The 15,482-nt window shown below is 48.0% G+C and carries 14 protein-coding genes and 1 other RNA gene; 6 read left to right on the top strand and 9 right to left on the bottom strand.

The features are described from left to right. The first annotated feature begins 12 nt into the window (after positions 1-12). A complete protein-coding gene (gene eno / locus HP399_RS03940) occupies positions 13-1,299 on the top strand; it encodes a phosphopyruvate hydratase (RefSeq protein WP_173616953.1) in 1,287 nt (428 codons plus the stop codon). Positions 1,300-1,489: 190 nt separating this feature from the next. Here eno and HP399_RS03945 read toward each other — a convergent pair whose 3' ends face one another. The 3 genes from HP399_RS03945 to HP399_RS03955 form a co-directional block, all read right to left on the bottom strand. After that, complete coding sequence (locus tag HP399_RS03945; RefSeq protein ID WP_007729437.1) at positions 1,490-2,317, bottom strand: ABC transporter ATP-binding protein; 828 nt, start codon at positions 2,315-2,317, stop codon at positions 1,490-1,492. A 566-nt stretch (positions 2,318-2,883) separates the two neighbouring features. Continuing rightward, a complete protein-coding gene (locus tag HP399_RS03950; RefSeq protein ID WP_173616952.1) occupies positions 2,884-3,921 on the bottom strand; it encodes a FecCD family ABC transporter permease in 1,038 nt (345 codons plus the stop codon). Next, a complete protein-coding gene (locus HP399_RS03955; protein WP_173616951.1) occupies positions 3,921-4,928 on the bottom strand; it encodes a FecCD family ABC transporter permease in 1,008 nt (335 codons plus the stop codon). The genes HP399_RS03950 and HP399_RS03955 overlap by 1 nt, the downstream gene beginning before the upstream one ends. Positions 4,929-5,111: 183 nt before the next feature. On the opposite strand from HP399_RS03955, the gene HP399_RS03960 reads away from it, so the two are divergent. Beyond that, positions 5,112-6,122: an ABC transporter substrate-binding protein gene (locus HP399_RS03960; RefSeq protein WP_173616950.1), complete on the top strand. Its 1,011-nt coding sequence runs from the start codon at positions 5,112-5,114 to the stop codon at positions 6,120-6,122. A 40-nt stretch (positions 6,123-6,162) separates the two neighbouring features. Here HP399_RS03960 and HP399_RS03965 read toward each other — a convergent pair whose 3' ends face one another. The 5 genes from HP399_RS03965 to HP399_RS03985 form a co-directional block, all read right to left on the bottom strand. Then, positions 6,163-7,401 (bottom strand): YjgB family protein, encoded by a 1,239-nt coding sequence (locus HP399_RS03965; protein WP_173616949.1) that lies wholly within the window; start codon positions 7,399-7,401, stop codon positions 6,163-6,165. Then, complete coding sequence (locus HP399_RS03970; protein ID WP_173616948.1) at positions 7,391-7,915, bottom strand: RNA polymerase sigma factor; 525 nt, start codon at positions 7,913-7,915, stop codon at positions 7,391-7,393. Before HP399_RS03970 ends, HP399_RS03965 begins: the two co-directional genes overlap by 11 nt. A gap of 106 nt (positions 7,916-8,021) precedes the next feature. Next, a complete protein-coding gene (fetB, locus tag HP399_RS03975; RefSeq protein WP_173616947.1) occupies positions 8,022-8,786 on the bottom strand; it encodes an ABC transporter permease in 765 nt (254 codons plus the stop codon). After that, positions 8,783-9,535: an ABC transporter ATP-binding protein gene (locus tag HP399_RS03980; protein ID WP_173616946.1), complete on the bottom strand. Its 753-nt coding sequence runs from the start codon at positions 9,533-9,535 to the stop codon at positions 8,783-8,785. Before HP399_RS03980 ends, fetB begins: the two co-directional genes overlap by 4 nt. An 82-nt stretch (positions 9,536-9,617) precedes the next feature. Beyond that, complete coding sequence (locus tag HP399_RS03985) at positions 9,618-10,013, bottom strand: YqzM family protein (protein ID WP_007728788.1); 396 nt, start codon at positions 10,011-10,013, stop codon at positions 9,618-9,620. Between the two features lie 281 nt (positions 10,014-10,294). On the opposite strand from HP399_RS03985, the gene secG reads away from it, so the two are divergent. The 4 genes from secG to ssrA all read left to right on the top strand — a co-directional run bounded on the left by secG (position 10,295) and on the right by ssrA (position 14,338). Then, complete coding sequence (secG, locus tag HP399_RS03990; protein WP_007728789.1) at positions 10,295-10,537, top strand: preprotein translocase subunit SecG; 243 nt, start codon at positions 10,295-10,297, stop codon at positions 10,535-10,537. 142 nt (positions 10,538-10,679) lie between these two features. After that, a complete protein-coding gene (rnr, locus tag HP399_RS03995) occupies positions 10,680-13,202 on the top strand; it encodes a ribonuclease R (protein WP_173616945.1) in 2,523 nt (840 codons plus the stop codon). A gap of 148 nt (positions 13,203-13,350) precedes the next feature. Continuing rightward, a complete protein-coding gene (gene smpB / locus HP399_RS04000) occupies positions 13,351-13,824 on the top strand; it encodes an SsrA-binding protein SmpB (protein WP_173616944.1) in 474 nt (157 codons plus the stop codon). A 158-nt stretch (positions 13,825-13,982) separates the two neighbouring features. Further along, positions 13,983-14,338, top strand: a transfer-messenger RNA (tmRNA) gene (gene ssrA / locus HP399_RS04005). A gap of 389 nt (positions 14,339-14,727) precedes the next feature. On the opposite strand, the gene loaP is transcribed toward ssrA, so the two are convergent. Continuing rightward, a complete protein-coding gene (gene loaP, locus HP399_RS04010; protein ID WP_173616943.1) occupies positions 14,728-15,258 on the bottom strand; it encodes an antiterminator LoaP in 531 nt (176 codons plus the stop codon). Between the last annotated feature and the right edge of the window lie 224 nt (positions 15,259-15,482).

Genomic DNA, 15,482 nt, shown 5'->3' on the forward strand with positions numbered 1-15,482 from the left:
GATGGACGAGAAATGGCAATGATTACTGACATTTATGCACGCGAAATTATGGACTCCCGCGGTAATCCAACTGTGGAAGTAGAAGTGTATCTCGAAGATGGCTCGATGGGTCGCGCAGATGTTCCATCTGGAGCGTCTACAGGTGCGTATGAAGCAGTTGAGCTTCGCGACGGTGACAAATCCCGTTACTTGGGTAAAGGCGTTCTGAAAGCCGTAGAGAACGTGAATGAAATCATTGCTCCTGAACTGATCGGCATGGATGCCCTGGATCAAGTCGGCATCGATATGGCGATGATTCAGCTCGACGGTACGCCAAACAAAGCCAAGCTGGGCGCAAACGCGATTCTCGGCGTGTCCATGGCAGTAGCACGTGCAGCTGCAGATTCTCTCGGCGTTCCTCTCTATAACTACCTCGGCGGCTTCAACGCGAGAATGTTGCCAGTTCCTATGATGAACATCCTGAACGGTGGTAAGCACGCAGACAACACCGTAGACATTCAGGAATTCATGGTCATGCCAGTAGGTGCTACTTCCTTCAAGGAAGCACTGCGTACAGGTGCGGAAATTTTCCACTCCCTGAAAAAAGTATTGGGTGAAAAAGGCCTAAGCACAGCAGTAGGGGATGAGGGCGGCTTCGCTCCAAACCTGAAATCCAACGAAGAAGCGATCACAACCATTTTGGATGCGATCAAAGCAGCAGGCTATGAGCCAGGCAAAGACGTGTTCCTCGCGCTGGACGTAGCAGCTACAGAAATGTTCAAAGATGACAAATACCACTTCGAAGGCGAAGGCGTTGTGAAAACAACTGAAGAAATGATCGCGTTCTACGAAGAGCTGGTAAACAAATACCCAATCATCTCCATCGAAGACGGTCTGTCTGAAGACGACTGGGATGGCTGGAAAGCGCTGACTGACAAGTTGGGCAGCAAAGTTCAGCTGGTAGGTGACGACTTGTTCGTAACGAACACAGAGCGTCTGGCACGTGGAATCGAGACCTCTACTGGTAACTCCATTCTGGTAAAAGTAAACCAAATCGGTACGCTGACAGAAACATTCGAAGCAATCGAAATGGCGAAGCTGGCTGGCTATACTGCGGTGATTTCCCACCGTTCCGGTGAAACCGAAGACTCTACTATCTCTGATATCGCAGTCGCTACAAATGCAGGTCAAATCAAGACTGGTGCGCCTTCCCGCACTGACCGCGTAGCGAAGTACAACCAATTGCTGCGTATTGAAGACGAACTCGCTGATACAGCTCGTTTTGGCGGTCGTTCTGCATTCTACAACCTGAAGAAGTAAGCAGTATGATTGATAGATAAAAAGAGCACGCGGCAGTCCAGGACGCAAAAAAGTCCGGGATTGCCGCTGTTTTTTATAGGATGGAAGAAACATGCCACCGGAAGCCTCGATTCGTTGCCCGTTCAAGTTTTTGCATACGAAAAAAGACTGCCCATACTACTCGATGGACAGTCTTTTTGTTGTTTGGCGCTTATGACATGGCGAATGCTTTTCGTTCGGTCTGCACAGTGCCCAGGCGACTTTTACTGTACGGGATACACATAGGAGTTCCATACAGCGGGTCTTGCGTAATTTGGCAATCCATATCGAATACCGTACGGACAAGGTCGGTCGTCAGCACTTCGTTTGGAGCGCCTTCTGCCACTACGGTCTGATTGTGAACGGCAACGATATGGTGGGCATAGCGACAAGCGAGATTCAGATCGTGGAGAACCATGACAATGGTGCGCTGTTCCGTTTGATTCAGTTCAAACAACAGGTCCAAAATCTCAATCTGATGCGACATATCCAAATAAGTCGTAGGCTCATCCAGCAAAATCGTTTCGGTTCCTTGGGCGAGCGTCATCGCAATCCAGGCGCGCTGACGTTGTCCGCCAGAGAGACTGTCGACGGCACGGTTAGCCATATCCGTGAGTTGAGTAGCCGCCAATGCTTTGTTGACCATCTGCTCGTCTTCTTCTGACCATTGCTGTAGCCAGTTTTGATAAGGATAGCGTCCTTGTTTGACCAATTGCAGAATCGTCAATCCTTCTGGTGCAGATGGGCCTTGAGGAAGGATTGCAAGACGTTTGGCTACCTCTTTGGTAGAGCGTTTCGCGATCGATTCTCCTTCAAGCAGGATAGCGCCTTCCTTTGGTTTGAGTAAACGTGCCAGAGAGCGCAGCAATGTCGATTTGCCACTGCCATTACTGCCAATGAAAACTGTGATTTTTCCACGCGGGATGTTTAAATCTAATGCTTCAATGATGTTGCGTTCTCCGTACGATAACGTAAGCCGTTGGGTTTCCAAAGCTTGCATATGGGTTGGACTCCTTTCAAACGCATAGGAAGTTAAAAAATATATTCAGGGCCGCATGTGGCTATGGTGGGAGAAGAATATTTCCAGTCTAGGCTCCAGGCTACGTCCCACTGGAAGCGTGCACTGTCCGCTCCGAAGGGATTCGCGGGGAAACGCAAAAGTGGTAGCCGCTTCGTAGCGTGAGCACGTTGCCTTTCTTTTGCCCACGAATCCCTTCTCCGCTCGGTAGGACTCCACAAGTCGCTACGTCTGGAAATATTCTTCTCTGGCGTTACTGATCACATTCTTCAATCTTTTAAAGGCTTTTTAAAATCCGTATAGCACGACAGCTCGTAGAGGAAACAGGAGAAATAAGCGAAGATCTTTGGCACGCCGACCGAGACGGAATGCAAAAAGCGAAACACGTTCTTAAGCGTCCACCTCTGAAAAACTTCCTGAAAGAACCACTTTGGACGCGGTTTCGCTTTTTGCATGGAGTCGGGCAGTGAATCCCTCAGTGGGTGGGACAAGAAGCTGAGCGTTTTCTCCTGTTTCCTCCCCACCACCACAGCGAGACAAAGTTTTTCCTAACGATTTCGGTTTTTGTACAGCAAGTAGATGAAAAACGGAGCGCCGATGGCAGAGGTGAATACCCCTACAGGCACTTCGATTGGTGAAAAAGCCATGCGTGCAATCAAATCCGCAAGCAATACGATAATGGCACCCAAGAAAGCCGAGAGTGTCATGGCACCGCCAAAGGACGGACCAATCAGTTGCTTGGCAATGTGTGGGGCCAGCAAAGCCACAAAGCTGATATCTCCTCCAACAGAGACGGCTGTTCCCGTCAAAGCCGCGCAAATCATGAGTAGGAGGAAGCGATCCAATTGCAAGGAACTGCCGAGACTCGTCGCCAGATCATCGCCGAGCTGTTGAATGTTCACGCGTCTAGCAAGTAAGCCGGCTACGAGAATCAGTCCGACGACCCACGGCAAAATCATGAATACGTCGTTCCAGGCAACGCCGTAGATGCTTCCTGTCAGCCAGAGCAATGCCTTATTTTGCAGCAAAAACGGACTGAACATGATCAGCATGGTGACAATGGCACCCGCTGCGATTTTGATTCCAACACCGATCATGACGAGACGAAGCGGCGTGACGCCTTTTTTCCAAGAGAGAGCGTACAGCAGGAATGTCGTCAATGTTGCTCCCAAAAAAGCGATGGGCGGAAGCCACTTGATGCTCGCTGTTTCAAATAGGATCAAGAAGCCGACTGCAAACACAGATGCTCCACCGGATACCCCAAGAATATCCGGGGAAGCCAACGGATTGCGGACGAGGCCCTGCATGATGGCACCAGCAACGGCGAGTGCGGCACCTACCAGAATGGCAATGACGATGCGCGGCAGGCGAAATTGCTCCACAATCAAAGCGTTCTCTTCTGAACCGATTCCCAACAGAACTTTTACCACATCGAGCGGGGCGATTTTCATTTCACCCATTCCGAGACTGACAACCGCCACTGCGATGACGATCAGCAAGGCGAGTAGCGAAAACCAGATCGTCTTTTTATGTAGCTGAAGCGATGAAAAGCGCTTGCCGATACGAAGAGACAGGTAGTCTTTCATTATTTATCCAGCCCCTTGCGTGCGACATAGATGAAGAACGGAATCCCGATCAGGGCTGTCATTACTCCAATAGGAACTTCAGCAGGCATTGCGATATAACGAGCGCCGATGTCTGCTAACAGCAGTAGGATGGAACCAAGCAGACCGCTGTACAAAAGCACCCAACGTGTATCGATTCCGACGAGATAGCGAGCCAGATGCGGAGTGACCAATCCGACAAAACCAATAGGTCCAGCAACAGCAACCGCGCAACCAGATAAGAGAACAATGACGATTCCGACACTGAATTTGACCAATAATGTGCGTTGTCCGAGACCTTTTGCAACGTCATCACCCATCAACAACGTTTGAATCGGGCGTGCGAGGACAAAAGCAGCGATCCAGGCAATGATCATATAAGGAAAGACAGTGGCTAAATACTCCAGCTTTCTGCCTCCAACGGAACCCGCCAACCAGAAAAGCACCTCATCAGTAGCCTTTTCATTCAGGACCATCATGCCGTGTCGGATCGAGGAAGCCAAAGCGGTGATAGCTGCACCCGCTAGAACCAGCTTCACAGGTGAAAGCCCATCTCTGCCGAATGAACCGAGCAAGTAGACGATCAAACCTGCTACAGCGGCTCCTAAAAAGGAAATCCACGTAAACTGGGTCAAGGAGCTGATCCCGACAAAAGTAACGGCGAACACAACAAAAAGAGAAGCACCTGCATTAAGACCGAACAGTTCAACGTCTGCAACAGGGTTTCTCGTCAAGGATTGGAGCAGAGTTCCGGCCAAGCCGAGGCAGAAACCGACTGTAAGCGCATTGAGCACACGCGGTACTCGCACTTCTTTAATGACGATGTGCTCATTGGAGCCGTTGAAATTCGTGTAGGCATCAATCGCAGTTTGCCAACTCGTGTCAATGACGCCAAAGATGAGGCTGGCATAACTGAGGTAAGTCAGGAGGAAAAGGGCGAATACCACTCCCAGAATTTTACGAAAGTTGCTAGCTAAAAAAGAATTCATGATGGCTACATCCTTATTTCTTAGATGGTTTCATAGTTAAGTGTAGAGCTACATAAAGGAAGTGTCAATGACGTTGATAGTCATTATCATTTTGTCATTGACTTTTGACAAGCAGGGGAGTAGGATAGACTCTGTCATTGATATGAATTCTCATTATAGAAAAGGGAAAGGGGTCCTTTCATCATGTTATCTCGTACATATCGGACCGCAGGCGGTAAAGCTTTCTTTGCTGTCTTAATGGCGCTCTTGCTGGTTGTTACTGGTTGTGGTACTCCGCAAGCAAGTGAGCAAAAGCCGGCAGAACAAAAGCCTGCTGATCAAGCAACAGGCAATTCGGAGGGTTCCGGCCAAAGCTACACAGTGAAGCACGCGATGGGCGAAACAACCATTAAAGGTACACCAGAACGCATCGTCATGTTGACTAACCAAGGTACTGAAACTCTGATGGCTCTCGGTGTGAAACCAGTAGGGGCTGTAGGTTCGACCGTTGATCCTACTCAATTCTACGATTTCACCAAGTCTTTCCTTGAGGGGACAAAATCCGTAGGTACAGAAGGTCAACCTAACCTGGAAGCAATCGCGGCACTGAAACCTGACCTGATTCTGGGTATGAAATTCCGTCATGAAAAAATTTATCAACAATTGACTGCAATCGCTCCAACCGTATTTGTGGATGAGCCACGCGGTGACTGGAAAGAAAATTTCTCCTTGTTCTCAGAAGCAGTAAACAAAAAGGCTGAGGGTGAAAAAGTCCTCGCTGACTGGAACAAGCGCGTAGAAGAATTCAAAACAAAAGCTGGCGACAAGCTGAACACGAAAGTATCCGTTGTACGCTTCATGCCAGGCAAAGTTCGCATCTACTACAAAAACACCTTCACTGGCGCGATTTTCAAAGACCTTGGCCTGGCTCGTCCAGCTACCCAAGACAAAGACGATTTCGCAGCAGAAGTTACGAAAGAGCGCATTCCAGAAATGGACGGCGACATCATGTTCTACTTCACGTACGAAACAGGCAAAGGCGAGGCTTCCAAGCTGGAGCAAGAGTGGACGAACGATTCTCTTTGGAAAAACCTGAACGTCGTGAAAGCGGGCAAAGCATTCAAAGTGGATGACACCATCTGGAATACTTCCGGTGGCGTAATCGCTGCCAATAAAGTACTGGATGAGCTGGAAGGCTACATCATCGGTAAATAATGAGAAAAGACGGGACTGATGCTCCCGTCTTTTTTTGTTGTTATCCCGCCATGTTATTGAATGTTCCTCGCGGGTAGTAAATGTTTACGTGATCGATATAGAGGGTGTTGGGATCATCGGTCATGATACCTGAGAAAATGAATTTCAATTCATAATCAGGGGTTACCTTGTAGGTGTAGATGGTTTGGCCGCCCGTTGTGGTTTTGCTAGTTGGCTCCCCAAGTGTTTCACGCACCTCGGCAAGTGTGATTGCCTGCAGGCGTGGATCATAGGAACGAATATCAACGATCTGCATTCCTTTGTTAAAGGCGAAGACTAGATTGAGATCCCGGTACGTATTGTACGTGATGCCATTGATGAAGGAGACGACATCCGGTTTGCCCAGCTGTTTTTCTGCGTCATCGAAGACATCCTTTTCCAAACGATACTGACTACCAAAGATTTGGCCTTTCCCGGCGAGATCACGCACGCTTTGCAACAACTCGGCATTGTCCGCATACAGCATGAGATTTTTGTTTCCTTGCGGGTAATACAGATGGTATTCAACAAGAATCAGGTCTTCCTTGCTCGTGCTTTTTGTTCCTTGGAAGATCAGCTTGACCTGATATTTGCTCGTCACATCATAGGTGTAAATCGTATGATCGCCAAACTCACTGATACGCTCCGGCTTTCCCCAGCTCTTTTCGACGGCAGACAGGCTGATTTGCTGCAAACGTGAATCTGTCCTGTGCATGTCTACGAGCTGCATGCCTTTGTTGTAGCCAAACACGACTTCTTTTTTCGGGTAGGCGGAGTAGATCAGTCCATTTGCTGTGTAGGTTTTCTCAGGCTTTCCCCAGCCCTTTTCTACGTCATCTACCGTTTTTTCCAGAACGAAAGGAAGGGAGATGACTCTGCCTTCTTTAGCATTTGAGCGAATTTGTGACAATAGCTCCTCTGACTGCGGAATAGGCTGAGTTGTTACGCTGTTGTTTGGACCCGGTCCCGGAGAAGCGGTAGGAGAGCCAGGAGCAATAGGCGCAACGGTGTCTGGTAATGTGCTCTGTTGTTGGTTCGTAAGGAGTGAGGCTCCCAGCCAGACGGTCACAGCAAGTACGGAGCAGAGGGCCAAGCCCTTGCCAAGTGCAGAGAACCCACGATAAGAAGCAGTCCCTCCAGATTTACTCACATTTGTTTGGCGAATAGCAGAAACGATCTCGTGATTTTTTTCTCCGCTCATTTTCATATCCGGCATCCCTTTCAATTTAGCTAGTAAGTCATGGTCTGAATTAGATCGCATCGCCAATCATCTCCTTTTTCTCACGCTCAAGTATTTCCCTGACGGCTTTCATGGCGCGGTGCAGTGTCACGTTTACTTTGTTTTCGGACCACCCAAGTATTTCAGCCGTCTCCTTGGAGGACAGTCCCTTGACTCCACGCAAAATGAGCACCTCGCGAAAAGCGGGTTTTACCTCACGGATTGCATGGTAAAGTGCTTGTTGCTCCTCATGTACGTGGAGAATTTCTTCCGGTGTTTTCTCTTCCGCCTCTACGTTCGCCAGCCATTTATCTGGCAGCCAATTACGAAGACGTTGCTTTCGTTTATGATCGATGGCGGTATTTCTCGCGATCGTCAATAGCCATGTTTTCGGTTGCGATCTGCCTTCGAATGCATCTAGAGACTTAAGTGCTTTTAAAAAGACATCCTGAACGAGGTCTTCTACATCGTGGGTTCCTGTGTAGTAAATAAGAAATTTGTAAATATCATCGCCATAGCGGAGGAACCATTGCTCCATTAAACCGTTTTTGTCCATAGCTGAACCACCTTTTGTACGTTCTACTTGTAATTTGACGACTCAGGGTGCATTTCATTACAAAAACAAAAAAACTGCCGGAAGCTGTATCCGACAGTGTGTGTATTTAAGAGTGGAGCATGGAGTCACGCGTAAACCAGAGCTGATAACTGAGCATGCTGATCAGAACCGCCGAAATGGCCGCAGAGGAGCTGAAGCTGAGCATAATGAGGATTTGATAGCGTACGGCCTCGATGGGACTGGCACCCGCGACGATCATTCCGGTCATCATCCCTGGCAATTGGACGAGTCCGATTGTTTTCATCGTGTCAAAGGTAGGAATCATGCTCGCTTTGACCGCGCGCTTCAACACTACATGCACGGCTTGGCGTGTAGTGGCTCCCAGACAAAGCAGTGTTTCGATTTCCCCACGCGAGGCTTCTACTTCTCTGTTCATATGTGTGAGAAAAAGGCTCGTGACGATCATGGAGCTGCCAATAATCATGCCGCTCATCGGAATGAGATACTGCGGCGTAGGAGAGACAAGCCCGAGTACAACCAACAGTCCCATGGTGATGATCTCTGTTATCGCAAGTGAAAGGGAGATCCGCCAAAAGATCCCCGATAAATGCTTCGCTCTGCTGGCAGCGTTCCATGAAGCGACCGAGATCATCATGAGAATGATTAATAAAATAAACCAGACACTATCGGCAGCAAAGACAAAATGTAGGACGTAACCGATTGCGAGCAATTGAACGGTAGAGCGGATGGTGCCAATCAAAATGTCTTTTTCCAAGCCGAGCTTCTGCCAAACGGAGAGCAGAAGGGCGATGAAAACAAAGGCATAGGCAAAGAGTAGCCACATGTATGAAAACGTAAACGTATGCGTCATCGCTGTACCTCACTTAGGGCAGCATTGACATTTCCATCTTGCAAAAATTCACGAGCTTCAACGGATTGGGGAGAGTGGAAAAACGCTTCACATTCAGCGTCTTCTGCGAGTTGGTGGTTGGCCATAAACCAAATGCGCTTGCAAGCGACTCGCGCTTCTTCTAAATCATGTGTGACCCAAATTAAGGTCGTACCCGTTTGGCGGTGCAAATCGACGAGGAGCCGCTCAGCAGCCTGCTTGCTTTTCGTATCGAGTGAAGCGGTGACCTCATCCAGCAGCAGGACAGGTGGCTGAAGCATCAGGCTGCGAACGAGAGCGAGCCGTTGCTTTTCTCCGCCAGACAGTTGAGCGGCTGGTTTTGACCAATCGATCTCTTCCATATATAACTGCTCCATCAAGTCAGAAGCGAGCTTCTTATCAAAAGGACGCTGATGCAGGCTGCTCACTGTCCGTAGGTTGTCTTCCACGTTGCCGGGCAGCATAACGGCTTGCTGTGACACATAACTGATTTTCATTCGCCAAGCTCTAGCGTCCCATAGTGACATTTCTTTATTCTCCAAGAAAACCGTACCGGCGTCAGGTTGTAGAAGACGACCCAAAATACGAAGCAAGGTGCTTTTTCCCTGACCTGATTTTCCCAGAATTCCAATAATCGTAGGTTCTTTAATACTAGCGTTTACGTCACGGAACAACCATGTACTCGTGGGAGAGTGTATTTGTTTCCCTAAAGCTTCAATCTTGATGGTCATATGTAAAAGCCTCCCCATTAACGCGGAAAACACCGAAGAGGACGAGTCTTCGGTGTTTCTTTCCTACAGGCTATCTATGTACTTATTTTTTCTCCGACAGCCACTGTGAAACCGCTTGAATTTCTGGTTGTTTCTTCAGCATTCCAGGAGGCATGCCGCCCTTACCGTCTTTGATGATTTTAGCAATGTCGTCAGCGCTGAGCGTCGCTCCAATTTTCGTCAGGTTTGGACCTGCAATGCCTTCGAGATTTTGACCGTGACAGGAAGCGCAATTTTGTTTGAATACAGCAGCAGCGTCAATTTGTGCAGTTGGTGCGCCGCCACCATTGGCCTCTTCCCCATGTTTTGGTGGAAAAATAATTGATCCTACAAGTGCAATGAGAAAAACTAGAAACAAGATACCAAACGAAGTGAAAAAGGCCTTCGCGGAATCAATTACATCGTTTTGATTCATGTCTTTTTTGTTGGACCCAGCCATCTGACAAAGACCTCCCAAAGCAAATTATAAAGTTTCATGGTAATTTTACGGCAAAAGTTTGACAATATCAAGGCGACTACCAAACAAGACAAAGAAAGTACACAATTTGCCATTTTTTCGTAAAAACACGTTGCTGTTATTCTACCTTACAACGGTCAATATTATTTGAAAGAATTTCTCTTATAATGGAAGGGATAGCGGGTTGCTGTTACCAGACAAGTATGATAAAGTTGTTGTATTGGTTTTTTCCGCCTTGGAAATACGTTTTGAGGTGAATGAAAATGGCATTGGCTGCGAAAATTTTACTTGTGATTGCAAGTATTGGCTTAATTATCGTCGTGTTGCTGCAATCGGGAAAAAGTGCCGGCCTTTCCGGAGCGATTGGTGGCGGCGCTGAGCAACTGATGGGCAAACAAAAAGCCCGCGGGATTGACGCACTTTTAGGGAAACTGACCGTTGTATTTGCGGTTGGCTTCATGATTTTTGCGATTTTGCTCGGGTATTTCTTGAAATCAGGAGCGTAATAGACGAATGGCCGAAAGACAGCGAGTGCAACTTGCTGTCTTTTTCTCTATTCCGATTGCGATATGCGGGAACGGTGAATACTACATAATAGGATGGTCATGGAGAAACGCGGGAATGCCACGCGAAAAAGGAGGTTTGTGAATGGAAGACCAAGAAAAAATACTCGCGTTTATGCGAGAGCAAGCATACCACCCGATGACGGTGAGGGAACTGGAAGAAGCGTTTGGAATTAAGGATTCTGCCACGTTCAAGGAGCTTGTGAAAACACTGAATGCACTGGAAGCGAGCGGAGAGGTGATCCGCACCAGAGCAAATCGGTACGGCGTCCCTGAAAAAATGAATCTGGTACGTGGACGTCTGCAAAGTCATCCGAAGGGCTTTGGATTTGTGATCCCGGAGACACCTGACATGGATGACGTATACGTACATGCGAATGATATGAATGGAGCGCTCCATGGCGATACGGTTTTTGTCCGCGTGGAAAAAGAAGCAGGCGGCAATCGTCTGGAAGGGCAGATCATTCGCATTGTCGAGCGTGGAATCAAGCAGGTAGTAGGGACATTCAAGGATGAGAGGCATTACGCGTTTGTCATCCCCGACGAAAAACGAATCGGCAAAGATATTTTCATCCCGAAAGACTCCTTCAACGGAGCAGTAGATGGTCACAAGGTAGTCGTGAGCATCGTTCGCTATCCAGAGGGACGTGTGAATCCAGAGGGTGAAGTCGTCGAGATTCTCGGACATAAGAACGATCCGGGCGTCGATATTCTGTCGATCATCCGCAAGTTTAACTTGCCTGAGGCTTTTCCTGAGGACGTATTAGCTGAGGCTGAGGCAGCACCAGATGAGATATCCGAGGAAGAGATCAAGGGTCGTCGTGACTTGCGTGATCGGATGATGGTCACCATTGATGGAGCAGATGCCAAAGACTTGGATGATGCTGTGTCTCTTGAGAAGCTGCCAAATGGAAACGTAAGACTCGGCGTGCATATCGCTGACGTGAGCTATTACGTTCGCGATAAGTCCCAGCTGGATAATGAGGCGTATCGTCGTGGTACCAGTGTCTACTTGGTTGACCGCGTCATTCCGATGCTGCCACATCGCTTGTCCAACGGAATATGCAGTCTCAATCCGCAGGTGGATCGCTTGACGATTTCTTGTGATATGGAGATGGATGCAGGCGGGAACACCGTTAAGTACGATATATTTTTGAGCGTGATTCGTACAGATGAGCGCATGACGTATGCGGATGTACGAAGTATTTTGGACGAAAAGGACGAAGCGCTGATCGAGAAGTACAGCCAGCTCGTCCCGATGTTCGAGGAAATGAAAAACCTGGCCCTGACGCTACGTAAGAAACGGATGCAGCGTGGTGCCATTGACTTTGACTTCCGCGAAGCGAAAATTTACGTCGATGAAGAGGGAACCCCTACGGAAATCGGCTTCCGTACGAGATCGATTGCGGAACAGATCATCGAAGAGTTCATGCTCGCAGCCAACGAAACGGTGGCAGAGCACTTCCACTGGATGAAGCAGCCGTTCATGTACCGGATTCACGAAGATCCTAATGCTGAAAAGCTCATGGCCTTTATGGAGTTCATCACGAATTTTGGCTACTCGATCCGCGGCAAGGGCAATTCTGTTCATCCACGTGCGTTGCAGCAGTTGCTGGAAGAGGTAAAAGGAACGCCGGAAGAAATTATTATCAGCACCGTCATGCTGCGGTCGATGAAGCAAGCGCGCTACGACGCGGAAAGTCTGGGGCATTACGGCTTGTCTACGGAGTTTTATACCCATTTTACTTCGCCGATTCGCCGTTATCCCGACCTGATCGTACATCGTCGCATTCGCGAATGGATCGAGCTAGGGAATCAAATATCAGAAAAACGTCTGGGGTACTGGGCAGAGCAAATGCCAGTAATCGCAGAGCATGCGTCACAGCGTGAACGATTGGCTGTCGATGCCGAACGTGAAACAGACGATCTGAAAAAAGCGGAGTTCATGCTGGAACGAGTGGGAGAAGAATTCGAAGGCGTCATCTCCAGCGTCACTTCGTTTGGAATTTTCGTCGAGCTGCCTAACACGATTGAAGGTTTGGTGCACGTCAGCTTTTTGACCGACGACTACTATCATTACCATGAGAAAATGTTCGCACTGGTCGGTGAGCGTACAGGCAAGCAGTATCGGATCGGCGATGTCGTTGAGGTACGTGTAGCGAATGTCAACGTGGATGAACGCACCATCGACTTCGAAGTCGTCGGGATGCCGAAGGCTGGCTTCCGCGGTAGCCGTGAGCGTGCGCCTCGCGTAATAGATGGTCGCGGTGGAGACCGTAAGCCGACACGTGGCAAGCAACAAGATCGTTCACGTACAGGCCGTCCAGATCGTCCAGATCGTCCAGGCAGACCAGATCGTCAAAAGGATAAAAAGCATCCGGCGGAAATCCGTCAGAAATACAAGGATCGCCGTAAAGCGGAAGGGAACAAACCTCCTCGTCGTGCTGGATCGGGCAAAGCTTCGAGCGGTGAAGAAGTGCTGCCAATTGGTACAGGAGAAGGGGATACCCCAACGAAACGCCAGAAGGGATTCTGGGAAGATCTCGTCAAGTCCAAGAAAAAGAATCGCAAAAATGTAGCCAGTCAGGTGAAACGGAAACGCCGTTAAACAGTTGTTTAATCCCCGAAAAGTACTCGGAGCGATCGGGTCCCCTTTTCGGGGATGGCTATTTACCGGGTAAATGACTTGCCACAATGGGCAAAATTTGCTAGACTAACTGGTACGAAACGCAGTACGTACAAGTGAGGTGATCTCCATGTCAAAAGATAAGGCCGGAACCAAGACAATCGCCCAAAACCGAAAAGCGCGCCACGATTACCACATCGAGCAAGTATACGAGGCAGGCATTGAGCTAACCGGTACGGAGATCAAGTCCGTGCGTGCGGCGCGTGTCCAGCTCAAGGACAGCTTCGCCCGTGTACAGGATGGCGAATTGCTTCTGTACAATGTGCACATCAGTCCATACGAGCAGGGAAATCGTTTTAACCATGAGCCAGAACGGACTCGCAAGCTGCTGATGCGCCGCTTGGAAATCCTCAAGCTCAATGGTCTGATTCGCGAAAGAGGGTACTCGCTGGTCCCGCTCAGCATTTATTTGAAGGGTGGCTGGGCCAAGGTCGAGCTCGCACTTGTCAAAGGGAAAAAGAACTACGACAAGCGTGAAGACCTCAAGAAAAAAGAGTCTGCGCGTGATATCGAGCGTGCTCTGCGCGAACGTCAGAAGGTTTGATTGGATTGCACTGGCAGGCTTGGTAGCAATCAACGTTGAGTTTTGGTTGTCGCCTGTGCTATATTTAATAAGCAACAACAAGCCAATACACTGTTAGTTACAATATAGTCTAGGTGCGGATTTAATGGCTCTTCACCTAGACTTTTTCTCACCTACCTGGGGGCGTTCTGGATTCGACGGGGATGGTAGAGCATGAGAAGCGAGCCGGGGGGCTGCGGACCTCGTCAACAACGCGGAACGCCATTAACTGGCAACAAACAACTTTCTCTCGCTGCTTAATAACCAGTGAGGCGCTACCATTCCATCGCCCATGTGGCATGACTAGCGCTCAACTTTAGTGGGATACGCCGGAGGCTTCCGCCTGGAGCCGAAGGAAGAAGAGCAATCAGGCTAGGTAACGGGTCAGCGCGTCACTCCGCGAATCCGGTACCGAAATTTAAATGAGTGACTGCGCTCGGAGATGCTCATGTATCGCTGTTTTCGGACGGGGGTTCGAATCCCCCCGCCTCCACCAAATACATAAAGTGAAGCCACCTGATGAGGTGTAACTTAAACCATATATTTGCCACAACGGCAAGATTCTGCTTTAAAAAACTTTAGGCAAACATATGCTTAAAGTTTTTTATTTATATTCGGGCATAAGGGCCTTTTAGAAACAACATAATATGACTCAAGCTAACTTTGCCAAAAGTCTTGGTATATCATTATTATATTAAACTAAAATTATTGCGATTTAAGAAATAACCCGACCTTCAGGTCGGGTTTTTATTATATTTCGATACTTATCAAGTTATGACAGGAGGTTCCACAGTCATTCCGCTAACGGAGAGCGATAGTTAAATAAAACACAACACGAGGCTGCCAGGTAATTGATTCGGCAGCCTTTCTGCGCTATATGAATATTTATTCCAATATTTCAATTCCAACGTCAATCATTCTCTCGTCTCCTAGAAAGTCGATTACAATTTTGGCTCTTTTCTTTCGCCGATCCACTTTCTTTATTATTCCTTCTTTTCCGGCAAGGGGACCTTTTTTGACGGTAATTTTGGAGTCGGTAATCATTAAGGTTGAATATCCGAGTACCCCGTCTGTGTCCAGCATTTTTAAAATCGGACGGATTTCTGCTTCTTCGATTTCGGATACTTGCAGTAAACCATCCGATCGTTGTCTTATCTGCTTATTATTATTTACGAGTCTGAAAGTTCTAGGGGTTTCTTTAATGTCGTAGTATGTCTTCGTGTCCATATTCGTTTGGATGAGTAGATAACCCGGAAACATAATTTTTAAAGGGTGGGTAATAAGACCCTGTTTTCGTTCAGGAAGCCTTCTTTTCGGTACAACGGCCCTTAATTGGCGAGAAGAGAATTTATCCGAAAGAAATTTGGCCACTCGTTCTTCGTATCCGGTCTCTACATAAAGGGCATACCAATTCATCGATTGCCTCCTCATAGGATGTAAGTTGAAAATATCACATTTATTTCGACATAATTTTTAAAAATCGACATAATTTTGAAATTGTGGTACAATAAGATACATATTTTAATATTATAATTAACTAAACAATCTTTGTACATAGTCCAAAAGGGCACGAACTAATCGTTGTTACGGCACGTTAGTTCGCTTTGGATTCTGAATATTATGGATGCATTTTTTTGCTG

This window comes from Brevibacillus sp. DP1.3A (assembly GCF_013284245.2).
Classification (GTDB): domain Bacteria; phylum Bacillota; class Bacilli; order Brevibacillales; family Brevibacillaceae; genus Brevibacillus.